We start from the raw sequence: 23,045 nt of genomic DNA on the forward strand, positions 1-23,045 counted from the left end.
CCGGCCGTTTGGCCGAAATGGCAATGCAGTACCACTTTGGCTGGCACGATGGCTACTCGTGACTGCAGCGGTTACTCCAAAAGGAGAACGTCGACGGTATGCGCTCGTCAGCGCCGCCGCCGAGCTGCTGGCCGAGGGCGGGTTCGAAGCGGTGCGACACCGGGCGGTCGCGCGGCGGGCCGGATTGCCGTTGGCCTCCACCACTTATTACTTCTCGTCTCTCGACGATCTGATCGCACGCGCCGTCGAACACATCGCGATGATCGAGGTGGCGCAGCTACGGTCGCGGGTCAGCGCCATGTCGCGCCGGCGCCGGGGACCGGAGACCATCGCCGAGGTGTTGGCCGATCTGCTCGTCGGGGACGTGTCCGGACCGGGTCTTACCGATCAGCTGATCTCGCGCTACGAACGGCACATCGCGTGCACCCGGCTGCCCGCGCTGCGCGAGACCATGCGCCGGAGCCTGCGCCAGCGCGCCGAGGCGGTGGCCGAGGCCATCGAGCGCTCGGGCCGGTCGGTGCGCATCGAGCTGGTGTGCACGTTGATCTGCGCGGTCGATGGCTCCGTGGTGTCGGCACTGGTGGAGGGCCGGGACCCACGCGCGGCGGCGCAGGGCGCGGTGGTCGATCTCATCGAGGTGCTCGCGCCCATCGATCAGCGGCCCGTGCAGATCTGACCGCTTGTCACGCACGGCTCCGATTCATCGGCGGCGACGGCGTCACGATGTAGCCGGTGTCGAGGTCGCCGTAGATCGTCACGTCCTGGGGGCTGCGCTGCGCGTACAACGCCACATAGGCACAGACCACGGCGTCGACGGGGTCCTCGGCGCGGCGCATTTCGCTCTTGCGCCGCGCGGCCGCGACGGCCAGGCGCAGCGCGATCCATCCGTCGTGCCCGGCCACGCGCAGCGGCACCGGCGCCCGTTCCAGCCGCTCCACGCCGTCCATCAGCAGCGACAGCTCGGATCTGAGCCGCTCGACGCTGCGTCCGGGCTTCGCCTTGTATTTCAGGGTGCGCTCCAGGCGGAACAGCGCGACGGTGGCCGCGTGGGGGTAGACCTCGATGGCGCGGCGGGCGGCCGGCGATCGCGGGTCCAGGTCCAGGCCGAGCGCCCCGGCCAGCCGGGCCGCGCGCGGGCCGTTGACGAATTCGGGTTTACCCGTGTTGCAGGGGTGGGCTCCGGCCTCGTACCTGCGGAAATCGCGGTTGAGCGCGGTCTCGGCCGGACGCTGTCCGGTCGGGTTGGTGACCACCAGGGGGGCATCGAAGGCGACCAGGCACTCGCCCTGCACGTAGGGGTGCAGCGCGGCCAGGATCTCGTCGTCGTCGCGGACCGCGCACACGCCCACCAGGGCGCCGCCGGAGTCGACGACGGCGACGCCGGTCGGGTTGCGACCCGCCCAGGCGAGGTCGACGCCGGCGAAGTACATCCGCATAGGCTATGGCCGCGACCGTAAGCTGTGTGTTCGTGAGGACCAAGTGAGCATTCCGAATGTGCTGGCCACCCGGTACGCCAGTGCCGAGATGGTCGCGATCTGGTCGCCGGAGGCCAAGGTCATCGGCGAGCGCCGGCTGTGGCTGGCGGTGCTGCGCGCGCAGGCCGAACTGGGCGTGGCGGTGCCTACCGAGGCGATTGCCGACTACGAGCGGGTGATCGAGGACGTCGACCTGGCCTCGATCGCGGACCGCGAACGGGTGCTGCGCCACGACGTCAAGGCGCGCATCGAGGAATTCAACGCGCTGGCCGGGCACGAGCACGTGCACAAGGGCATGACCAGTCGCGACCTGACCGAGAACGTGGAGCAACTGCAGATCAAGCGCTCGCTGGAACTGGTCTTCGCCCACGGCGTGGCGGTCGCGGCGCGGCTCGCCGAGCGCGCGGTGGCCTACCGCGACCTGGTGATGGCCGGACGCAGCCACAACGTCGCCGCGCAAGCCACCACGCTGGGCAAGAGGTTCGCCTCGGCGGCGCAGGAGACGCTGATCGCGTTGACCAGGCTGCGGGAGCTGATCGACCGTTACCCGCTGCGCGGCATCAAGGGCCCGATGGGCACCGCGCAGGACATGCTCGACCTGCTGGACGGCGACGCGGCCAAGCTCGCCGAACTCGAGCGGCGCGTCGCCGAATTCCTGGGATTCGCAACGGTATTGACCAGTGTGGGCCAGGTGTATCCGCGTTCGCTGGACCACGACGTGCTCTCCGCGCTGGTGCAGCTGGGCGCCGGACCGTCGTCGCTGGCGCACACCATCCGGCTGATGGCCGGCCATGAACTCGTCACCGAGGGGTTCGCGCCGGGGCAGGTCGGTTCGTCGGCGATGCCGCACAAGATGAACACGCGCAGTTGCGAACGGGTCAACGGGTTGCAGGTGGTGCTGCGCGGTTACGCGTCCATGGCCGCCGAACTGGCGGGCGCACAGTGGAACGAGGGCGACGTGTTCTGTTCGGTGGTGCGCCGAGTCGCGTTGCCGGACAGCTTCTTTGCCATCGACGGCCAGATCGAGACCTTCTTGACGGTGCTCGACGAGTTCGGCGCCTATCCGGCGGTGATCGGCCGCGAGCTGGACCGCTACCTGCCGTTTTTGGCCACCACCAAGGTGTTGATCGCCGCGGTGCGCGCCGGCGTGGGCCGCGAGGCCGCCCACCATGTGATCCGCGAACACGCGGTGGCAACCGCGCTGGCCATGCGCGAGCAGGGAGCCGAGCCCGACCTGTTGGACCGGCTGGCCGCCGACGATCGGCTGCCGCTGGACCGGGCGGCGCTGGACGCGGCACTGGCCGACAAGAAGGCCTTCATCGGCGCCGCGGGTGATCAGGTGGACGAGGTGGCGGCGCAGGTGGACGCGCTGGTGAACCGCTACCCGGACGCGGCCAAGTACGCCCCGGGTGCGATCCTGTGACGCTGGCCGGCGCGCTCGCGGAGATCGACTTCACCGATCTGGACAACTTCGCCAACGGGTTTCCGCACGAGCTGTTCGCCATCCATCGGCGAGAGGCGCCGGTGTACTGGCACTCACCGACCGACAACACCCCCGACGGTGAAGGCTTCTGGTCGGTCGCAACCTACGCGGAAACGCTTGAGGTGCTTAAGGATCCGGTGACCTATTCATCCGTCACGGGCGGCAGCAGGCCCTATGGGGGGACGCTGCTGCAGGACCTGGCGATTGCCGGTCAGGTGCTCAACATGATGGACGATCCGCGGCATTCGCAGATTCGGCGACTGGTCAGCTCCGGCCTGACACCGCGAATGATCCGTCTCGTCGAGGACGACCTGCGGACCCGCGCGCGCCGGTTGCTCGACGCGGTGGTCCCGGGTGAGCCGTTCGACTTCCTCGTCGACATCGCCGCCGAGCTTCCCATGCAGATGATCTGCATCCTGCTGGGAGTCCCCGAATCCGAACGGCATTGGTTGTTCGAGGCCATCGAGCCCCAATTCGATTTCGGTGGTTCACGAAAGGCGTCCCTGTCGCAGCTTTCGGTCGAAGAGGCCGGATCGCGGATGTATGAGTACGGTCAACAGCTGATCGCGGCCAAGCGCGCAAATCCCACGGATGACATGTTGTCGGTGGTGGCCAACGCGATGCTCGATGACGCCGAAGGTGAAGACGGATCGGCGCTGTCCGACCTCGAGCTGTACCTGTTCTTCAGTCTCTTGTTCAGCGCCGGCGCGGAGACCACCCGCAACGCGGTCGCCGGTGGCCTGCTGGCGCTGGCCCACCACCCGCACCAAATGCAGTCGCTGCGCGGCGATCTCGGCGCACTGCCGACGGCCGTGGAGGAGATGGTGCGGTGGACGTCGCCGTCACCCTCGAAGCGCCGCACCGCCACCCGCGACGTCACGCTGGGCGGGCAGTCGATCGAGGCCGGCCAGAAGATACAGATCTGGGAAGGCTCGGCGAATCGCGACGCCGGTGTGTTCGAGCGCGCCGACGAATTCGACATCGCCCGAAAGCCTAACCCGCACTTGGGCTTCGGTCAGGGTGTGCATTATTGCTTGGGCGCGAATCTGGCCCGGCTGGAGCTGCGGGTGCTGTTCGAAGAGCTGCTGTCCCGGTTCGGCGGGGTGCGTGTCGTGCGGCCGGTCGAATGGGCCCGCAGCAACCGGCACACCGGCATTCGGCACCTCGTCGTGGAGCTATACGAACAACCGTGACGATCCGATTCGCCGATGTCGAGCCCTCACCGGATGTGTTCGCCGCGGTGATGGCGACGGGAATCTTGTCGGTCGGCGCGCACGATCACGGGTACCGGTTGATCAGCGACACCATGGGCATCATCGCCACGCTCGGGCTGGTGTTTCTGGTTGCCCTGGTCCTGGCGAAGGCCGCGATCCCCGGCCAGGGGTTGCGGTGGGACCTGACCGATCCCGACGTCACCCTGCGCCTGATCACCTTCGTGGCCGCCTGCGCGGTGATCGACACCCGCCTATCGTCCAAGGTCTGGGTGGCGCGGGTGCTCGGCGCGGTCGCCCTGGCGGCCTGGCTGGCGCTGATCCTGATCAGCGCACGAAACATGTTGGCGCACCGGTGGACAGAGCTGCGCGACCGGGCCCACGGCCCCTGGCAGCTGGGCAGCGTGGGAACGTCAGGCTTGGCGATCGTGATCGCCCGGGCTGCCCGGCAGACCGGCCATCACTGGTGGCTGGCGGTGGCCGTGGCCGGGTGGGTGGCGGCGCTGTGCATCTACGGCCTGATGACCTGGCTGACCATGTGGCGGGTGGTCAACGAGCGCCAGGACCGCGACGGCTTCGAACCGGACACCTGGATCCTGATGGGCGGCATGGCGATTGCGACGCTGGCCGGCGACACCATCCACGCCGTGGCCCCCGCCTGGCTGGCGGGCCCGGTGCGCGCGGTCAGCATCGTGACCTGGGTGACGGCCACCCTGTGGATACCGCCGCTGATCTACTTTGCGCTGCACCGCATCCGGCGGCATCCCAACATGCTGCAATTCACCGGTGTGTGGTGGGCGTTCGTGTTCCCGCTCGGCATGTACTCCGCGGCCAGCTTCGCCATGGCGGTCGAGCTTCGCGAGCACCCGCTGCTCACCGTGTCGCTGGTGTTCTTCTGGGATGCGTTGGCCGCGTGGCTCATTGTGGTGGTCGCCGGGCTGCTGATGCTGGCGCGGGCGCTGCTGCTAGCCCCCACGCAACGCGATGCCGGCCGACCGTAGTTCGAGCGCGACCAGGGCTCCGATGGTGGCCGGATCCTCACGGCGCCACCCGCTGACCGGATCCGCGCTGACGGCGATCAACTTGCGGGGCGGGCGGTTGGTCAGCGCGCGCAGCGCCAGCAATTGCGCCCCGGCCGGGGTCGCGGCCAGCGCGGTCACCGTCAGCTTGCGGCGAAAGAAGCGCAGCCGCAGAAAGAACCACGGCAGCACCACGATGAGGATCGGGACCGCGACGACGGCCATCGCGAGTAGCACCGCGAGCCAGCTCGCCGCGCTGTCCAGGTCGTGGCCCGCGCCCGCGATGTCCAGCGCGGCGTGGCTGGCCGAGTTGAGCGGCTTGCTGACCGCGTCGCCCACCACCGGGATGTGCTGGGCGCCGTGGCCGGCGGACTCCAGGTTGCCCGCGATGCCCTTCGCGCCGCTCTCCACCTGCCGGCCGGCGTCGGCGATGGTGGCGATGGCGTCGTAGACGGCCAGCCCGACGAGCAGCCAGAGCAGCGTCCACACCACGACGGCGAGGTCGCTGAACAACTGGATGGCCAGCCGGCCGGGCCTGGTGGAGTAGGGCAGAAACCGCGGTGTCATAGCCCCGATCCCAGCACAAACCCCGTTTGCGGGTGCCCGTTAGGCTGACCGGATGCCTGCACTGTCCGACTATGAGCATCTGGCCAGCGGCAAGGTCCGCGAGCTGTACCGCGTCGATGGCGACCACCTGCTGCTGGTCGCCACCGACCGGATCTCGGCCTACGACTTCGTCCTGGACAGCACCATCCCGGACAAGGGGCGCATCCTCACCGCGATGAGCGTCTTCTTCTTCGGGCTCGTCGACGCCCCCAACCATCTGGCCGGGCCGCCCGACGATCCGCGCATCCCCGACGAGGTGCTGGGCCGCGCGCTGGTGGTGCGTCAGCTCGACATGCTTCCGGTGGAATGCGTGGCGCGTGGCTACCTCACCGGCTCGGGACTGCTGGACTACCAGGCGACGGGAAAGGTCTGCGGCATCACCCTGCCGCCCGGGCTGGTCGAAGCCAGCAGGTTCGCCGAGCCGCTGTTCACCCCGGCGACGAAAGCCGCGCTGGGCGACCACGACGAGAACATCTCCTTCGCGCGGGTGATCGAGATGGTCGGTGCCGTGCCCGCCAACCAACTCCGTGACCGCACCCTACAAATCTACGTTCAGGCCGCCGATCACGCGCTCCGGAAGGGAATCATCATCGCGGACACCAAGTTCGAGTTCGGCACCGACCGCGACGGCAACCTGCTGCTGGCCGACGAAATCTTCACGCCGGATTCGTCGCGGTACTGGCCGGCCGACGAGTACCAGGTCGGCGTCGTCCAGAACAGCTTCGACAAACAGTTCGTCCGCAACTGGCTGACCGGTCCCGAGTCCGGTTGGGACCGCCACGGTTCGCAGCCCCCGCCGCCGCTGCCCGCCGACATCATCGAGGCCACCCGTAATCGCTATATCGAGGCCTACGAACGCATTTCCGGCCGGAGCTTCGATGACTGGATTGGTCCCGGCGCATGACCGAAACGCTGCATGAGGGAGCGGTGCCCCCGGTCGCCAAGCGGGTGGAGAGTCGGCGCGAGCATCACGGCGACGTCTTCATCGACCCGTACGAGTGGCTGCGCGAAAAGACCAACCCCGAAGTCATCGCCCATCTCGAGGCGGAAAACGACTACGTCGATCGGATGACCGCGCACCTCGAGCCGCTGCGGCAGCAGATTTTCGCCGAGATCAAGGCGCGCACCAAGGAGACGGATCTGTCGGTGCCCACCCGGCAGGGCCAGTGGTGGTACTACGCGCGGACCTATGAGGGTAAGCAGTACCGCGTCCAGTGCCGTTGTCCGATAAGCGGATCCGGCGACTGGGACCCGCCGATCCTGGACGAGGGCACCGAGATCCCCGGTGAGCAGGTCCTGCTCGATTCCAATGCCGAGGCCGAGGGACACGAATTCTTCTCCCTGGGCGCCGCGACGGTGAGCCTGGATGGGAATCTGCTGGCCTATTCGGTCGACACCCTCGGCGATGAGCGTTACACGTTGCGGTTCAAGGACTTACGCACCGGCGAGCTGTACACCGACGAGATCGCCGACATCGGGGCGGGCGCGACCTGGGCCGCCGACAACCGCACCGTGTACTACCTGACCCTGGATGCCGCCCACCGTCCCGACAAAGTGTGGCGGTATCGGGTGGGCTCGGGTGCGGACCCCGAGCTGGTGTATCACGAAGCCGACGAAAAGTATTGGCTGGGTGTGGGTCTGACGCGCAGCGAGGCCTATGTTTTCATCGCCTCGGGATCCTCGATCACCTCGGAGTATCGCTACGCCGATGCCGCCGACCCGCAGGCATCGTTCACGGTCGTGCTGCCGCGCCGCGAGGGCGTCGAGTACGCGGTCGAACACGCGGTCATCGGCGGCCAGGACCGGTTCTTGATCCTGCACAACGACGGCGCAGTCAACTTCACCCTCGCCGAGGCGCCGGTCAGCGATCCGACACAGCAGCGCACCCTGATCGCGCACCGCGACGACGTCCGGCTCGACGGGGTGGACGCATTCGCCGGCCACCTCGTCGTCGGCTACCGGCGGGAAGCGCTGCCCCGGCTGCAGCTGTGGCCCATCCACGCCGACGGCACATACGGTCGGCCCGAGGAGATTTCCTTCGACTCCGAGCTGATGTCGTCCGGGCTGGCCGGTAATCCCAACTGGGACTCGCCCAAGCTGCGGATCAGGGCCGGATCCCTGGTGACTCCGGCGCGTGTCTACGACATCGACCTCGCGACGGGTGACCGCACACTGCTGCGCGAACAACCCGTGCTCGGCGGTTATCGGCCCGAGGACTATGTGGAACGGCGTGACTGGGCCGTTGCCGACGACGGAACCCGGATCCCGGTGTCCATCGTGCACCGCGCCGATATCGAATTCCCGGCGCCGGCATTGCTTTACGGCTACGGCGCCTACGAGCTGTGCACCGACCCGAGCTTCTCCATCGCCCGGTTGTCGCTGCTGGATCGCGGCATGGTGTTCGCGATCGCTCACGTGCGTGGCGGCGGCGAAATGGGCCGGCTGTGGTACGAGCACGGCAAGCTCATGGAGAAGAAGAACACGTTCACCGACTTCGTCGCCGTCGCAAAGCATTTGGTGGACAGCGGCGTCACCCGGCCTGATCGACTGGTCGCGTTGGGCGGCAGCGCCGGTGGTTTGCTGATGGGCGCGGTGGCCAACCTGGCGCCGGAGCTCTTCGCCGGAATTCTCGCGCAGGTTCCCTTCGTCGACCCGCTGACCACCATCTTGGATCCCTCATTGCCGCTGACCGTCACCGAGTGGGACGAATGGGGAAACCCGTTGGCGGACAAGGACGTCTACTCCTACATGAAGTCCTATTCGCCGTATGAGAACGTGGCGGCCAAGCGGTATCCGGCGATCTTGGCGATGACGTCGCTCAACGATACGAGGGTCTATTACGTGGAGCCGGCCAAGTGGGTGGCGGCGCTGCGGCACGCCAACGGCGACGGCAGCCCCGTCCTGTTGAAGACCCAGATGAACGCCGGGCACGGCGGCGTCAGCGGACGCTACAAGGCGTGGGAGGAAGCGGCGTTCCAATACGCGTGGCTGTTGGCCGCCGCGGGCGCGCCGACGTCGGCGTAGGCCACTTTCGCGCTAGTCGCCCACCGGCGGGGTCGGCGGCTTCTTGGGCAGGAACGACGCCGGGACGATGGTGAACGCCACCAGCACGACGGCCAGCACGAACACCACCGCGTAGGCGTGCGCCAAGTGGTGGGACACGTGGCTGGCCAGGTCGGGGGCGAGCTGCTGCTGCGGGACGCCCGAGGGATCGACCGGCAGGCCCCGCTTGCCGGCGCCGGGGCGGGCCCCGCCCATCTCGTTCGCCGCCATCAGGGCCTCGTTGCGATTGAACTGGTTGGTCAGGATCACCGCCATCAGCGCGGCCCCGATGGATCCGCCCACCTGCTGGTTGACGCTGATCAGCGTCGTCCCGCGGGCGACCTGATGCGGGGCCAGCGCCTGCATGAGCGCCGCGGACAGCGGCGTGGTGGTGAGGCCGATACCCAGACCCATGATCGCGAGGCCCGTCAGCAGAACCGGTGAGTACGCGGCCTGGCTGGCGACCCCGTAGGTGAAGACGCCCAGGCCCACCGCCATCAGCGGCAGGCCGATGAGCACGATGTTGCCGGGGCCGCGTCTGTCCATGAAGGCGCCGCCGAGCGGCATGGTCAGCACCGCACCGATCCCGATCGGCAGCATGTGCAGACCCGACTGCATCGGCGTCTCGTGCCCGACGATCTGAAAGAAACTGGGCACGAGCAGGCCGACGCCCACCGAGGCGGCCCCGAACACCAGCAGCGTGACATTGACCTGGGTGACCACCGGGTTGCGGAACAGCCGCAGGTCGATCAGGGGGTGATCGGTCCGATACCAGGCATGCAGGATGAACGCGGCGATCAGGCCCAGGCCGGCGAGCGCGGGCACCAACACGTAGCGATCGGCGATGGTGTGTCGTCCCGGGATGGAACACACCCCGCACAAAAAGATCGCCACGCCGGGCGAGAGGAGCAGCGCGCCGGTGATGTCGAGGGCCTCCGACGGGGCGGAGCGGTCTTTCGGAAACATGATCGCCGCGAGCGCGAACGCCGTCAGCCCGATCGGCAGGTTGATCAGGAAGATCCATTTCCAGCCGTACGCGCCGATCAGCCAGCCGCCCAGGATCGGCCCACCGATGGGGCCGAGCAGAATCGGGATTCCCCCCACCGCCATCAGCCGACCGACCCGTTTCGGTCCCGCCTCGCGCGTCAGGATGACGAAGCTGAGCGGCAGCAGCATGCCGCCGCCGATGCCCTGGACCACCCGGAACAGGATGAGCAGCAAGATGTTCGGCGCGATCGCGCACAGCAGCGATCCCACCGTGAAGATCAGCACCGAACCCATGAAGAGTCGTTTGGTGCCGAACCGATCCGCCGCCCATCCGGTAACCGGGATCACGGTGGCGAACGCGAGCATGTAGCCGGCGATCGTCCACGAGACGACGGCCTGGGTGGACCCGAACTGCGCGATGAAGGTGCGTTGCGCGACGGCGACGACGGTGCTGTCGAGCACCGCCATGATGCAGGCCAGTCCGCACACCCCGGCGATCCGGAACAGCGCCGCGTCCAGCTTGTCGGGATATTCGTCGGCGCGCAGCGAGGGTCCCGGAGCGGTCGGCAACGGGACGTTGAAGCTTGCGGAACGGGTCTTCTGCATGGCGCCGCTGAGCATATCCACAGGGTTGCCCCGGCTGAAGCGTTTTTACGCGTATTCGCCTATTAGCACGCGTGTAATTCACCGCGCGCCGATTTGTGCCGCGACCGCGACTAAACCGATAAACGGGCTGGTGGCGGTCCTACCTGGGCGAACATATTATTCGGCGGCGGTTTCGCTTGCGGGTTTTTTCGGCAGAAACCACGCCGGAATGAACGTGCAAACCACCAGCGCCACGGCAATCACGAATACCGCCGTATAGGCGTGGGAAAGATCGTGCACGACATTGCTCCAAAAGCCGGGCGCGAGCGACTGCGGGGGTATCGCGGTCTGGTCGACGGGCACCCCGTTGACGGCCGACTTCTGGTGCAGCGCGGCAAGCTTGTTTGCTGCGACGATGTCCGGGCTCCGATTGAACTGATTCGTCAGGATCATCGACATCAACGCGGTTCCCACCGAGCCGCCCACCTGGTGGCTCACGCTCATCAGCGTCGTCCCCCGGGCGATCTGATGGGGCGCGAGCGCCTGCACCGACGCGACCGACAGCGGCATCATGGTGCAGCCCATGCCCAGGCCCATGATCGCCAGCCCCACCAGCAGCGTCGGCAGATAGTGGGCCTGGGTGGCCACCCCGACGGCGAAGGCGCTCAGGCCGGCGGTGATCAGCGCAATCCCGACCAGCACGATTTTGCCCGGGCCCTGCCGGTCCACCAGCGGGCCGGTCAGCCGCATGGTCAGCATGGCGCCCAGCCCCTGCGGGATCATGTGCACGCCCGCCTGCATCGGCGTCTGGTGCAGCACCTGCTGAAAGTAGCTGGGGAGCAGCAGGCCGGCGCCGAAGAACGCCCCGGCGAAGACCAGCATCGTCACGTTGGCGTGGGTGAGCACGGGATTGCGGAACAGGCGCAGATCGATCAGCGGGTGATGGGCGTGATGCCAGGCGTGCACGACGAAGCCCGCGATCAACGCCAGGCCGATGATCGCCGGTATCACCACGTGGCGGTCGGCCACGGTGCCCCGACCCGGTACCGAGGACGCCGCGAACAGGAACATCGCCAGGCCCGGCGAGAGCAGCAGCACGCCGACGGCGTCGAAGGTTTCTGAGCGCGCGGGGTGATCGCGCGGAAACACGATGGCGGCGAGCGCGACGGTGAGGAATCCGATCGGGACGTTGATCAGAAAGATCCATCGCCAGCTCGAGGTGTCGATCAGCCAGCCGCCCAGGATCGGGCCGCCGATCGGGGCGAGCAGCATCGGGATGCTCAGGATCGACATCAGGCGCCCGAGCCGTCCCGGGCCCGCTTCGCGGGTCAGGATCATGAACCCCAACGGCAGCAGCATGCCGCCGCCGATTCCCTGCACCATCCGAAAGACGATGAGCTGCAGGATGTTTGACGCGATCGCGCACAGCAACGAGCCCAGGATGAAGGCCACCACCGATCCGATGAACAGGCGTTTGGTGCCGAACCGGTCGGCGGCCCACCCGGTTATCGGGATCACGGTCGCCAACGCGAGCGTGTAGCCGGTCATCGTCCAGGCCACCACGGCCTGCGAGGACGCGAACTGATCGATGAAGGTTCGCTGGGCGACGCTGACGACCGTGACGTCCAGGATCGCCATCACCGTGGCCAAGATGCACACGCCGGAGATCCGCAACAGCGCGGCATCGAGCTTGTCGGGATATACCCGTTCCTCGACACCCGGGGCGTGGGGCGGCGGCGTTTTGGCCGCCGCATACGAGGCCTCGTCCATGGCGTTGCTTAGCATATCGAACTGATCGCCGGGCCTGGCGCTTGCGGCGTCGGCGGCCTGCGCGAATTCGTCCGGTCGCCGAAATCAGTTATCGGGCTTGGCGCGTGCATATACGCCTGCTGTCTGCGTGTCCTTCACCATTCCGACACTTGGGATCGGCAAACTGCTGGTGTGTCTGGAAAATTGATCGTCTCGGTCTCGGGGATCGGTGAACGCACCCTGCCTGACGTCGAGGCGTTCTGCGCGCAAATGGACGCCCGCACGGTACCGGTGTCGTTACTCGTGGCACCCCGCCTGTCCGGCGACTACCGGCTCGACCACGACCCGGGAACCGTCGAGTGGCTGACCACCCGGCGCGCCGGCGGTGACGCCATCGTGCTGCACGGCTACGACGACGCGGTCACGAAGAAGCGCCGCGGCGAGTTCGCGATATTGCGGGCGCACGAGGCCAATCTGCGATTGATGGCCGCCGACCGGGTGCTCGAGCACCTCGGGCTGCGCACCCGGCTGTTCGCGGCGCCCGGCTGGGTGGTGTCGCCGGGCGTCGTGAAAGCGTTGCCGGGCAACGGGTTCCGGTTGCTAGCCGATCTGCACGGGATCACCGATCTGGTCCGTCACACCACCGTGCGCGCCCGAGTGCTCGGCATCGGCGAAGGCTTCCTCACCGAGCCGTGGTGGTGCCGGATGGTGGTGCTGTCCGCCGAACGGATCGCTCGGCGCGGTGGCGTCGTGCGCGTTGCCGTCGCGGCGCGTCACCTACGGAAACCCGGGCCGCTGCAGGCCATGGTGGACGCGGTCGACCTGGCGTTGATGCACGGCTGCGCCCCCAGCGTGTACCGCTGGGATCAGGCCAGGGCCGTGCTCGACGCCGCCTGAGGCAGCGACCGCCTGACCTGCTCGTCGGGGCATTACCCTGGTCCGACATGAGCGATTCTTCGGTTGCGGGGTTCGGCGCTGATGCCATCGTCGTCGGGGCGGGCCTGGCCGGCCTGGTCGCCGCGTGCGAACTGGTGGATCGCGGCTTGCGGGTGCTCATCGTCGACCAGGAGAACAGCGCCAACCTCGGCGGTCAGGCCTTCTGGTCCTTCGGAGGGCTCTTCTTCGTCGACAGCCCCGAGCAGCGCCGGTTGGGCATCCGCGACAGCCACGAATTGGCGTTGCAGGACTGGCTCGGCACGGCGGCGTTCGACCGGCCCGAGGATTATTGGCCACGCCAATGGGCGCACGCCTACGTCGATTTCGCCGCGGGGGAGAAACGCAGTTGGTTGCGTTCGCGGGGGCTCAAACTGTTCCCGTTGGTGGGCTGGGCGGAACGCGGCGGGTATGGCGCACAGGGACACGGCAATTCGGTTCCCCGCTTCCACATCACCTGGGGAACCGGGCCGGCGCTGGTGGAGATCTTCGCCCGTCAGTTGCGCGACCGCTCATCGGTGCGCTTCGCGCATCGCCATCAGGTCGACGAGTTGATCGTCGAGGGCGAGGCGGTGACCGGCGTGCGGGGCGCCGTGCTGGAGCCCTCCGCCACCCCGCGGGGCGTCGCGTCGTCGCGAAAAGCGTTAGGTCAGTTCGAGTTTCGTGCCGATGCCGTGATCGTCACCAGTGGTGGCATCGGGGCCAATCACGAGCTGGTGCGCAAAAATTGGCCCACACGCATGGGCCGCGTCCCCGAGCAACTGCTCAGCGGGGTGCCGGCCCATGTCGACGGCCGGATGATCGGGATTTCGCAGCGGGCCGGCGCGCGGGTGATCAACCCCGACCGCATGTGGCACTACGTCGAGGGCATCACCAACTACGACCCGATCTGGCCGCTGCACGGCATCCGCATCATCCCCGGCCCGTCGTCGCTGTGGCTGGACGCGAACGGCAACCGGTTGCCGGTGCCGCTGTATCCGGGCTTCGACACGCTGGGCACCTTGGAGTACATCACCAAATCCGGGTTTGATTACACCTGGTTTGTGTTGAACGCCAAGATCATTGAGAAGGAATTCGCGCTCTCCGGGCAGGAACAGAATCCTGACCTGACCGGGCAGAGCATTCGCCAGCTGCTGCGCAACCGGGCCAGCTCCGGGCCGCCGGGACCGGTGCAGGCGTTTGTCGACCGCGGCGTGGACTTCGTCAGCGCGGACTCGTTGCGAGACTTGGTGACTGCGATGAACAAGCTGCCCGATGTGCAGCCGCTGGACTACGCGACGGTCGAGGCCGAGGTCACCGCGCGGGATCGGGAAGTGGCCAACAAGTTCAGCAAGGACGGGCAGATCACGGCGATCCGCGCCGCCCGCAACTATTTGGGTGATCGGCTGGGGCGGGTGGTCGCCCCGCATCGACTGACCGATCCCAAGGCCGGGCCGATGATCGCGGTCAAGCTGCATATCCTGACCCGAAAAACGTTGGGCGGCATCGAAACCGACCTGGCCTCGCGGGTGCTGAAGGCCGACGGCACGCCGTTGAGCGGTCTGTATGCCGCCGGCGAGGTCGCCGGGTTCGGGGGAGGCGGCGTGCACGGCTATCGCGCGCTGGAGGGCACCTTTTTGGGCGGCTGCATCTTCTCCGGGCGCGCCGCCGGGCGCGGCGCCGCCGACGACATCACGTAGCGGGCTGATGTGGCCCGCCGGACCGCGAGCGTCACGCCAGCATGACACGAGCCAATCGCGAACCCGCTAGAACGTGACGGCGTCTTCCTCGGGCAGCACCTGGAAGTCGGTGCTGGTCATCTCCGTCAAGCGTCCGTAGTAGATGCCCCGCGCGTCCGGGGCGATGATCCCCTGATGAATGGGAACGGCCCGCTGGGGGGCCACCGCACGCAGGTAGTCGACCGCCTCGGACACCTTCATCCACGGCGCGGCCGCGGGCGTGGCCAAGACGTCCACCGGCTCGTCGGGCACGAACAGCGCGTCACCGGGGTGCATCAGCCGGGCACGATGGTCGGCGTCGCCCACCAGAAACGAAATGTTTTCTATCACAGGGATTTCGGGGTGGATGACCGCGTGCTTGCCGCCGACGGCGCGCACGGTCAGTTCACCGATCTTCAGCTCGTCGCCGACATGGACCGCCCGGCAGGGCGCGCCCAGTTGCGCGGTGGTCTGCGGGTCGGCGTAGAGCACCGCGTCCGGGTTACCCTCCAGCAGTGCCGGCAGCCGGTTGACGTCGACATGGTCGGGATGCTGATGGGTGATCAAGATGGCGGTCAAGCCGGTGATTCCCTCGAAGCCGTGCGCGAAGGTACCGGGGTCAAAGAGCACGCGGGTGTGGTCGAACTCGGCAAGTAGGCACGAATGGCCGAAATGCGTCAGTTGCATATCTACGATTGTGCCTTGATGGACACGCTGCCGATACGCATGATCCTGGCCACGATGCTGGTCGCCGGCAGCTTCGCGGTCGCCCTGGTTGTCGTCATTCCCGCGCACGCCGAGCCGGAGACGTGCCCGGCGCTGTGCGATCGGATCCCCAACACCGCGTGGATCGATCAGCATGCGGTGCCGCTGGACGCCGTGTATCACTGGCCCGCGCTGGCCGGCCAGGCGGTGCAGACGACCGGTTCGGCGCCCGCGCCGCGTTTCCGGTTCGAGGAGCTGTGCGCGGCGCCGGCGATACCGCAGGACTCTCGTGAGTCGGCCGTCGCGGCGCGCTCGACGGTTCAGCATCCCGACGGGCAGTGGCAACTGCAGGCCCAGATCTTGCACTGGCGTGGTGACACGGCCCGCGGCGGCGCGACCGCGGTCACGGCGTTCAGCAACGCCGTCGCCGCGCTGCGGGCCTGCCAGCAGCGCGCACCCCAGGAGTCGCCGTCGCTGACCAGCGACGAGACGAACCGGATGGCCGCCGTGATCAGCGGCCCGGTGGTGATGCACACCTATCTGTTCGCCCACCCGGCCAGCAGCACAATCAGCGAGGTCACGCTCTGGTCGACGGCGCCGCCGCAGGCGTCCTGGCCGGCGATGGCGGACGATCCGGTGCTGGGCGCCATGAGCGCGCCGCTGTGCGAGGCCTACATTGGCTCGTGCCCGTGACCCCGAGCTGCGCTTTCGCCGGTAGAGTTGGCGCGGAAACGCCAACTTTTCAGGAGGAGCGCCGGTGGCCCGGGTGATCGTAAGCGTGATGCCCAAAGCGGAGATTCTCGACCCGCAGGGTCAGGCGATTGTCGGCGCGCTGGGTCGGCTCGGACATCCGGGAATCTCGGAAGTGCGGCAAGGCAAACGCTTTGAGCTCGAAGTCGACGACAGCGTCGATGATTCGGCGCTCGCCGAGATCGCCGAATCGCTGCTGGCGAACACGGTGATCGAGGACTGGTCCATCAGCCGGGAGACACCGTGACGGCACGCATCGGGATCATCACCTTTCCCGGCACGCTCGACGACGTGGACGCCGCCCGCGCGGCGCGCCGCGTCGGGGCCGAGCCGGTCAGCCTCTGGCACGCCGACGCCGATCTCAAGGGCGTCGACGCCGTGGTGGTGCCCGGCGGCTTCTCCTACGGTGACTACCTGCGGGCCGGTGCGATCGCCAGGTTCGCCCCGGTGATGACCGAGGTGGTGGCGGCCGCCCGGGGCGGCATGCCGGTGTTGGGCATCTGCAACGGTTTTCAGGTGCTCTGCGAGGCGGGACTGCTACCCGGTGCCCTGACGCGCAATGTGGGTCTGCACTTCATCTGTCGCGACGTGTGGCTGCGGGTGGCCTCGACCTCGACGGCGTGGACGTCGCGCTTCGAGCCGGACGCGGATCTGCTGGTCCCGCTGAAATCCGGCGAGGGGCGTTACGTGGCGCCCGCCGAGGTGATCGAGGAGCTCGAGGGCGAGGGGCGGGTGGTGTTCCGCTACCACGAGAACGCCAACGGCTCGCTGCACGACATCGCCGGGGTGAGCTCCGCCAACGGCCGCGTGGTGGGTCTGATGCCGCATCCCGAGCACGCCATCGAAGCGCTGACCGGGCCGTCGGATGACGGCCTGGGCCTGTTCTATTCGGTGCTGGACGGCGTGCTCGCGGGCTGAGCGGAAACCCCTGCGGCGTCGCGTAATTCGGCAAAGGACGCGCCGATGGCGTCGGTGGCCTCGTGCGGGTCGTTGAAAGTCCGGTCGTCGGTGAGCACCGCGATGCCGAGTCGGTCGACATAACTCCACACGGTGATGTTGACCGGGGCGCCGGGGGACAGCACGCCGGTGGAGTAGATCTCGCTGACGGCCGCGCCGCCGAAGTGGCCCCGTTCGCGCGGGCCCACGACGCTGGACACCGCGACGTTCATCAGCTTGTTCGGCGCGTCGCGCAGGCCCAGCCATCGGAACGCGGCGGGGGCGAAGGCGCTCGGCAGGTAGGCCATCATTTTCCCGTAGAGCTCCGGGCCCAGGACTTCGTGGTCCTCCTTGGCGATCTTGGTGGCCAGGGCGACCAGGCGGGCCCGTTCCACGGCGTCGTCGACGTGGACCGGCAACGAGATCATCAGCCCGCTGATCTCGTTGCCGGTGATCCGGTCCGACTTGTCGGTGGCCGTCGGGACCGAGGCGATGATCGGCCGATCGGCCGCGCCGTCATAGGCCAGCAACAGCGTTCGCAACCCCCCGGCCGCCATCGCCAGCACGACGTCGTTCACCGTGATGCCCAAGGCTTTTGCCGTCGCCTTGACCTCGGGCAGCGACAACGAGGTGCTGGCGAACCAGCGCCGCGGCGAGACGACATGGTTGAGGAAGGTCGGCGGTGCGTCGAACGCGTCGGCCAGGTCGGGGTGATCGCCGCGCTCGCGGGACCGGCGGCGCACCCGCATCATCCCGACGGCCGCGTCCTTGAGTAGCCCGGGCAGCTCGCCGATCTGCCGGACATGGTCGCGCGCCGCCGCGCGCAACAGGTCGGCGTTGGACATCGTGACGCCGGCTTCGTCGTTGTCGCGCTCATCGGTGCGCCCGTCGCGCAGGTCCATCGCGCGGGCCAGCAGGTTGACCGAGGCGACGCCGTCGGCCAGCGCGTGATGGACCTTGCCGACCAAGGCGAACCGCCCACCGGCCAGCCCCTCGGCGAAATGGAACTCCCACAGCGGGCGGCTGCGGTCCAGCGGAACCGACGCCACCTCGCCGATCACCTGGTCGAGCTCGCGGCGCCCCCCCGGGGCGGGCACCCGCACTCGGCGCAGGTGGTAGTCCAGGTCGACCTCGCAATTCTCCTGCCACATCGGGTGATGCAGATGCCAGGGGATGTCAACGAGCTTGTAGCGCAACGGTTCCAGCAGATGGAGCCGGCGACGCACGTGGCGGCGGAAGGCGTCGAATCCGAACTCGCCGTCCACGTCCGCGGGGTCGATGACAGCCACCTTCAGGGTGTGCGTGTGCAGGTTGGGCGTCTCGCTGTAGAGCAGCATCGCGTCCATACCGTTGAGTCGTTTCACAGGTCACCTCCCCGTGCCGACGCATCCCGGCGAAACGCCCCGGTCATCGTCAGCCCAGGATCGGGAACCGGCGCTGCTCGGCCAGCCGCTGCAGCGCGGCCTCCATGACGGCGCGCACGTGGGTGTCGACTTCGTCGACGTCGGGGTCTTCGCCGAATTGGGCGGTGATGTCGATCGGCTCGAGAACCTCGGTGACGACCTTTGCCGGCAGGGGCACGTTGGGCGGGAAGATCACGCTCAGCCCGAACGGGAAGCCGACGCTGATCGGCAGGATGTCCATCCGGGCCTTGGTCAGCCCCAGCTTGCGGGCCAGCCAGTTGCCGCGGGTCAAGAACAGCTGGGTCTCCTGGGCGCCGATCGAGACCGTCGGCACGATGGGCACTCCGGCTTCGATGGCGGTCCGCACGTATCCGGTGCGGCCATTGAAGTCGATCGTGTTCGCGCTGAAGGTCGGCCGGTAGGAGTCGTAGTCGCCACCCGGGAACACCAGCACCACCGCGCCGGAATGCAGTGCGGTGGCGGCGTTTTCGCGGCTGGCCTCGATCACCCCGAGGCGGCGGAGCCAGCCGTCCAAGGGGCCGATGAACAGGCCGTAGTGGCCCAGGGTGTAGACCGGCCGGTCGTAGCCGAAGCGTTCGTAGAAGGCGGGGGAGAAGATCAACACGTCCGGGGTCAGCATGCCGCCCGAGTGATTGGACACCACCAGGGCTCCGCCCGAGGGCGGGATGTTGTCGATGTTGCGCACCTCGGCGCGGTAATACCGTTTGATGGCCGGCCCGAGCACTTTGGTGACCTGTTCGGTGAAGGCCGGATCCCATTTGGCGGTTTCCTGGTTGTCCGCCGCCTCCACACCGTTGCCCGTCATGGCTCCCCGCTGTCCGTACTGCGCTCTTTGCTATTTGTTGCCGGTGTGACGCCGGTCTCAAACCTGGACCCCTGGCTAGCATATGCTACTCTCCATTTAGGAGAATGTCATATCCGTTTGCTGGGGGGCAAGCGAGCAGTGGGGGAGCATGTCCGAAAAGGTTCTGGTTACTGGGGGTTTCGGCCTGGTCGGGTCCCAGACGGTGCGGCGGCTGGTTGCCGACGGCCATCGGGTCGTCGCGACCGACCTCGGCACCGCCGCCCAGCGCAAGGCCGCGAAGTCGCTGTCGGCCGGCGCCGAGGCGCACTGGGCGGATCTGACCGACCCGGGTCAGGTTGATCGGCTGCTCGCCGCGACGTCGCCCACGGCCATCGTTCACCTGGCCGCGGTGATCCCGCCGGTGATCTATCGCCAGCCCGCGTTGGGGCGCCGCGTCAACGTCGACGCGACCGTCGCATTGCTGAGCGCGGCGCAATCGCGGTCGCATCCGGTGCGGTTCATTCAGGCGTCGAGCAACGCCGTGTACGGCGCGCGCAACCCCCACCGCCATCGCGAGCTGTTACGTCCGGACTCCCCGATGAAGCCGGCCGACCTCTACGGTGCCCACAAGGCCGAAGCCGAACGGCACATCCGATCCGCGGATCTCGAGTGGGTCATCTTGCGCCTGGCCGGGGTGATGAGCGTGGAGCCGGACGCGATGCCGTTCAGCGTCGACGCGTTGTACTTCGAAAGCGCCCTGCCGACCGATGGTCGCATCCACACCGTCGACGTGCGCGACGTCGCGCGCGCGTTCGCGGCGGCGGTGACCGCCGACGTCGCCGGTGAGACGCTGCTGATCGCCGGTGACGAGTCGCATCGGCTTCGCCAGGGGGAGGTCGGCAAGGCGCTGGCGGCCGCGCGGGGTCTGGTCGACGTCTTGCCCGGGGGCCGCCCGGGCGATCCGGACAGCGACGACGACTGGTTTGTCACGGACTGGATGGATACCGATCGCTCCCAACAGGTTCTGCAATTCCAGCACCACTCGTGGCCGGACATGCTCACCGAGATGCGAGCCACCGCGGGGTGGCGGCGCTACCCGATGCGGGTGATTTCGCCGCTGGCGCGGCGATTCCTGAAAAGTCGTGCGGCCTACCGCAATACGCCGGGACGCTACGCCGACCCGTGGGGCGCGATACGCGCCAAGTTGGGCGAGCCGCGCCCGGATGCCCCGTCGGTTGAGTAGCTCGCCCGGCCTTCAGCCGGCGTCGCGCAACCACGACCGTTCGATGGACGGCAACTCGGCGGTGGGGCTCAGCTCCTCGAAGAGCTCGGTGGCGTCCGCGATGGTCCGGTCGACGAACGACGCGAAATCGTTGAACGAGACGTCGTTTCGGACCCATTGCGACTTGCGGGCCACCACGCCGATGCGCTGCGGATCCGACGAGCCGTGCACGATCGCGGTGACGTGACGGTTAAGACGGTTCCACCTGTCGGCGAAGTACGTCAGCCAGGGGCGGTCGGCCGCCGGGAAGTAGCACCCGGGGCTGACGCGGATGATCAGCACGTCGTCATGCGCCGGCGAAACCTCGAAGTGGATGTGCAGGCGCCGCGGAGCGCTGGTGACGAAGAAGTATTCGCCGTCGTGGTGGCCGCGAAAATAGCGTCGACCGCGGGTGCGCAGGTAACGCTCGACCAGGTTCGCGCACAGCTGCTCATTCGTCATGAATAAATGTTGCGGCCGATGGCTTTGCAGAGGCTGGGAGCCAGGCGATGCGGTAGGAAAGAATTCGTTGAGAATTCGCTGAGTGGCCGTCACGCCCGCCGTTCCAAGATGCCGGCGCCGGGGCCGGGCACCGTGCGCGGCAACGTGACCGAGAACCGGTATCGCTCGGGGCGGTAGTGGAATTCGACCACCTCGAGGGGCTTGTCGTCATGGCCGTAGCTGGTGCGTTCGAGGACCAGCACGGGAGAACCGAGCGGCAGGTTCAGGGCGCCGGCCACCTCCAGCGATGCGCCGGCCGCATGAATCTCATAGTTGGCCCGCGCGATGGGGACCTCGAGTCGGCGCTCCCACATGGTGTAGGTGCTTTCCATGGCCTGCGCGGTCTGCTCCTCGATCGCGCTCTTCAGCAGCGGTTGCACGGCCTCGCCCAATCCGGTTGGCAGGTAAGCGATCATCAGGGCCAGCGGCTGCTCACCGTCGCGGAAGCGCCGGTGGACACAGAGGACTTTGGACAGGCCGAGTATTTCGGCGATTCGCTGCGGCGCATCTTCGACGCGGTGCGACAACACGTCGACGTTCGGCGTGATGCCGGAGCCGGCCAATACCTCGGTAATGGTGCGCACCCCGGGGCCAAGTTCTTGTTTGACCGGGTTGGCGACGAAGGTGCCCAGGCCCTGCTTTCGTACCAGCCATCCCTGACGTTCGAGCAGCCCGACCGCCGCGCGCACGGTCACCCGGCTCACCCGGGTGCGATCGATGAGCTCTCGCTCGGTGGGCAATCGCGCGCCGCGGGGCAGGCGCTGTTTGACGATCGCGGCCTTGAGGGCCTCGGCGAGTTGGGTGCTGGCCGGGACGCTGCCGCGGGATATCCGGAGGTCGGCGACGTCGAGATCCAGCTCATCGGGGGCCACGAGATGTATTAAAACGTTTCATTGGCCGGCCGTAAAGCGAGCTCGCCGGTGTCCGTGCCCTCGTCGTCTATCCGCTCAGCGGATTACCCTGACACCGAACGGGTTTCGCGCGTCGGTAGCCGGCGAAGGGCGGGGACGGCTGCGCACAGGCCAGGAGGATGAGACGTGTCGATCACAGTGGAACGGTTCGACCACATTGTCGTGAATTGCCGCGACGTCGACGCCACCGCCGCGTGGTATGAGCGGGTGTTGGGCATGCGGCGCGAGACGTTCGGGCCGTCGCGCAGGACGGCGCTGCGCTTCGGGGACCAGAAGATCAATCTGCGACCGGTCGGGGCGTCGGCCGACGACCCCGATTGGTTCACCGGGTCCGTCGAGGCGGCCGGTTCCGAAGACCTGTGCTTTATCACCCGGGCCAGCCCGGGTGACGTCCGCGCCCATCTCGCCGCGTGTGGCGTGGCGGTGATCGCCGGGCCGGTGACCAAAGTGGGAGCCCTGGGCGAGATGACCTCGCACTACTGCCGTGACGTCGACGGGAACCTGATCGAGATCGCCGTTTACTGAGGATCGGCCAGCGGATACAGCGCGGGAAGGTTGATCACGACGGCTTCCTGGGTGCTGCGCGCGATCACCACCTCGGCGGTGGTGTCGGGGTCGGGGTTTTCCTCCCGGTGGGGCAGAAACGGCGGGATGAAGACGTAGTCGCCGGGTGCGGTGGCGATGCGGACCTCGCCGGTGCCGTCGTGAAACACGAACTCCGGGTTGCCGCTTCGCACATAGATGGCGGTTTCCGAATCACCGTGATGGTGGTTGTCCGAAGCCGATCGCGGCGATGCGTGCGTCTCGCCCATCCAGAGTTTCTCGGCGCCGACTGACCGGCCGGACAGGGCCGCGAAGCGCCGCAGCCCCTCGGACTGTGCGGTGTCGGAGCTGATCTCGGACGCCTTGATGTGGCGCACCCGGTTGCGTGGGACCGGTGTCGCCGTGTCGTCGAAGTCTGGGTGGAATCCGTCTGTGGTGGCCAT

General features: G+C 67.8%; 23 protein-coding genes. 13 read left to right on the plus strand and 10 right to left on the minus strand.

All coding sequences use genetic code 11. The features are described 5' to 3' along the window. The first annotated feature begins 58 nt into the window (after window positions 1–58). Window positions 59–676 carry a TetR/AcrR family transcriptional regulator gene (locus tag DQP57_RS15780; RefSeq protein WP_430919403.1) on the plus strand — a complete coding sequence of 206 codons (618 nt, stop codon included), beginning with the start codon at window positions 59–61 and terminating at the stop codon, window positions 674–676. A gap of 7 nt (window positions 677–683) precedes the next feature. On the opposite strand, the gene DQP57_RS15785 is transcribed toward DQP57_RS15780, so the two are convergent. Continuing rightward, a complete protein-coding gene (locus DQP57_RS15785) occupies window positions 684–1,430 on the minus strand; it encodes a DUF429 domain-containing protein (protein WP_112633843.1) in 747 nt (248 codons plus the stop codon). A 49-nt stretch (window positions 1,431–1,479) separates the two neighbouring features. Here DQP57_RS15785 and purB point away from each other — a divergent pair, with 49 nt between their 5' ends. From purB to DQP57_RS15800, 3 genes are read left to right on the plus strand one after another with little or no spacing between them, the layout of a single operon-like run. Beyond that, the gene (gene purB / locus DQP57_RS15790) at window positions 1,480–2,898 is read left to right on the plus strand and encodes an adenylosuccinate lyase (RefSeq protein ID WP_112633844.1); all 1,419 of its coding nucleotides are present in this window, start codon (window positions 1,480–1,482) and stop codon (window positions 2,896–2,898) included. Beyond that, window positions 2,895–4,151, plus strand: a complete 1,257-nt coding sequence (locus DQP57_RS15795) for a cytochrome P450 (protein WP_112633845.1) — start codon at window positions 2,895–2,897, stop codon at window positions 4,149–4,151. The genes purB and DQP57_RS15795 overlap by 4 nt, the downstream gene beginning before the upstream one ends. After that, window positions 4,148–5,170, plus strand: coding sequence for a tellurite resistance/C4-dicarboxylate transporter family protein (locus DQP57_RS15800; RefSeq protein WP_112633846.1), 1,023 nt, complete (start codon window positions 4,148–4,150; stop codon window positions 5,168–5,170). Before DQP57_RS15795 ends, DQP57_RS15800 begins: the two co-directional genes overlap by 4 nt. On the opposite strand, the gene DQP57_RS15805 is transcribed toward DQP57_RS15800, so the two are convergent. Next, entirely contained in the window at window positions 5,135–5,755 is a 621-nt protein-coding gene (locus tag DQP57_RS15805; RefSeq protein ID WP_112633847.1) for a hypothetical protein, read from the minus strand. The genes DQP57_RS15800 and DQP57_RS15805 overlap by 36 nt on opposite strands. 52 nt (window positions 5,756–5,807) lie before the next feature. On the opposite strand from DQP57_RS15805, the gene DQP57_RS15810 reads away from it, so the two are divergent. Next, window positions 5,808–6,698 (plus strand): phosphoribosylaminoimidazolesuccinocarboxamide synthase, encoded by an 891-nt coding sequence (locus DQP57_RS15810; RefSeq protein ID WP_112633848.1) that lies wholly within the window; start codon window positions 5,808–5,810, stop codon window positions 6,696–6,698. Beyond that, window positions 6,695–8,818: a S9 family peptidase gene (locus DQP57_RS15815; protein ID WP_112633849.1), complete on the plus strand. Its 2,124-nt coding sequence runs from the start codon at window positions 6,695–6,697 to the stop codon at window positions 8,816–8,818. Before DQP57_RS15810 ends, DQP57_RS15815 begins: the two co-directional genes overlap by 4 nt. Window positions 8,819–8,830: 12 nt before the next feature. Here the strand turns inward: DQP57_RS15815 and DQP57_RS15820 are convergent, their stop codons facing one another. Beyond that, entirely contained in the window at window positions 8,831–10,444 is a 1,614-nt protein-coding gene (locus DQP57_RS15820) for a DHA2 family efflux MFS transporter permease subunit (protein ID WP_112633850.1), read from the minus strand. 141 nt (window positions 10,445–10,585) lie between these two features. Beyond that, entirely contained in the window at window positions 10,586–12,193 is a 1,608-nt protein-coding gene (locus tag DQP57_RS15825) for a DHA2 family efflux MFS transporter permease subunit (protein ID WP_430919410.1), read from the minus strand. Window positions 12,194–12,349: 156 nt separating this feature from the next. Here DQP57_RS15825 and DQP57_RS15830 point away from each other — a divergent pair, with 156 nt between their 5' ends. Both DQP57_RS15830 and DQP57_RS15835 read left to right on the plus strand, forming a co-directional pair. Further along, window positions 12,350–13,054: a DUF2334 domain-containing protein gene (locus DQP57_RS15830; RefSeq protein WP_112633852.1), complete on the plus strand. Its 705-nt coding sequence runs from the start codon at window positions 12,350–12,352 to the stop codon at window positions 13,052–13,054. Window positions 13,055–13,101: 47 nt separating this feature from the next. Continuing rightward, window positions 13,102–14,769 carry an FAD-binding dehydrogenase gene (locus tag DQP57_RS15835; protein ID WP_112633853.1) on the plus strand — a complete coding sequence of 556 codons (1,668 nt, stop codon included), beginning with the start codon at window positions 13,102–13,104 and terminating at the stop codon, window positions 14,767–14,769. A gap of 66 nt (window positions 14,770–14,835) precedes the next feature. Here the strand turns inward: DQP57_RS15835 and DQP57_RS15840 are convergent, their stop codons facing one another. Continuing rightward, window positions 14,836–15,474: an MBL fold metallo-hydrolase gene (locus DQP57_RS15840; RefSeq protein WP_112633854.1), complete on the minus strand. Its 639-nt coding sequence runs from the start codon at window positions 15,472–15,474 to the stop codon at window positions 14,836–14,838. Between DQP57_RS15840 and DQP57_RS15845 the strand changes: the two genes are divergently transcribed. The 3 genes from DQP57_RS15845 to purQ all read left to right on the plus strand — a co-directional run bounded on the left by DQP57_RS15845 (window position 15,451) and on the right by purQ (window position 17,160). After that, window positions 15,451–16,185, plus strand: a complete 735-nt coding sequence (locus tag DQP57_RS15845; protein WP_205869143.1) for an ATPase — start codon at window positions 15,451–15,453, stop codon at window positions 16,183–16,185. The two genes, DQP57_RS15840 and DQP57_RS15845, sit on opposite strands and share 24 nt — an antisense overlap. A gap of 64 nt (window positions 16,186–16,249) precedes the next feature. After that, window positions 16,250–16,489, plus strand: coding sequence for a phosphoribosylformylglycinamidine synthase subunit PurS (gene purS, locus DQP57_RS15850; protein ID WP_112633856.1), 240 nt, complete (start codon window positions 16,250–16,252; stop codon window positions 16,487–16,489). Then, window positions 16,486–17,160: a phosphoribosylformylglycinamidine synthase subunit PurQ gene (gene purQ, locus DQP57_RS15855; RefSeq protein WP_112633857.1), complete on the plus strand. Its 675-nt coding sequence runs from the start codon at window positions 16,486–16,488 to the stop codon at window positions 17,158–17,160. The genes purS and purQ overlap by 4 nt, the downstream gene beginning before the upstream one ends. Here the strand turns inward: purQ and DQP57_RS15860 are convergent. After that, the gene (locus DQP57_RS15860; RefSeq protein ID WP_205869144.1) at window positions 17,127–18,542 is read right to left on the minus strand and encodes a WS/DGAT/MGAT family O-acyltransferase; all 1,416 of its coding nucleotides are present in this window, start codon (window positions 18,540–18,542) and stop codon (window positions 17,127–17,129) included. The genes purQ and DQP57_RS15860 overlap by 34 nt on opposite strands. Window positions 18,543–18,591: 49 nt before the next feature. Next, window positions 18,592–19,407: a lysophospholipid acyltransferase family protein gene (locus DQP57_RS15865; protein WP_112633859.1), complete on the minus strand. Its 816-nt coding sequence runs from the start codon at window positions 19,405–19,407 to the stop codon at window positions 18,592–18,594. A 148-nt stretch (window positions 19,408–19,555) separates the two neighbouring features. Here DQP57_RS15865 and DQP57_RS15870 point away from each other — a divergent pair, with 148 nt between their 5' ends. Further along, the gene (locus DQP57_RS15870; protein WP_112633860.1) at window positions 19,556–20,629 is read left to right on the plus strand and encodes an NAD-dependent epimerase/dehydratase family protein; all 1,074 of its coding nucleotides are present in this window, start codon (window positions 19,556–19,558) and stop codon (window positions 20,627–20,629) included. 12 nt (window positions 20,630–20,641) lie between these two features. Here the strand turns inward: DQP57_RS15870 and DQP57_RS15875 are convergent, their stop codons facing one another. Together DQP57_RS15875 and DQP57_RS15880 are read right to left on the minus strand one after the other, a co-directional pair. After that, entirely contained in the window at window positions 20,642–21,109 is a 468-nt protein-coding gene (locus tag DQP57_RS15875; protein ID WP_112633861.1) for a YbjN domain-containing protein, read from the minus strand. An 89-nt stretch (window positions 21,110–21,198) separates the two neighbouring features. After that, the gene (locus DQP57_RS15880; RefSeq protein ID WP_112633862.1) at window positions 21,199–22,020 is read right to left on the minus strand and encodes a GntR family transcriptional regulator; all 822 of its coding nucleotides are present in this window, start codon (window positions 22,018–22,020) and stop codon (window positions 21,199–21,201) included. A gap of 165 nt (window positions 22,021–22,185) precedes the next feature. On the opposite strand from DQP57_RS15880, the gene DQP57_RS15885 reads away from it, so the two are divergent. Continuing rightward, window positions 22,186–22,584, plus strand: coding sequence for a VOC family protein (locus tag DQP57_RS15885; protein ID WP_112633863.1), 399 nt, complete (start codon window positions 22,186–22,188; stop codon window positions 22,582–22,584). Here the strand turns inward: DQP57_RS15885 and DQP57_RS15890 are convergent. Further along, window positions 22,578–23,045, minus strand: a complete 468-nt coding sequence (locus DQP57_RS15890; protein WP_112633864.1) for a cupin domain-containing protein — start codon at window positions 23,043–23,045, stop codon at window positions 22,578–22,580. The genes DQP57_RS15885 and DQP57_RS15890 overlap by 7 nt on opposite strands.

This window comes from Mycobacterium colombiense (assembly GCF_003284935.1).
Classification (GTDB): domain Bacteria; phylum Actinomycetota; class Actinomycetes; order Mycobacteriales; family Mycobacteriaceae; genus Mycobacterium; species Mycobacterium arosiense_A.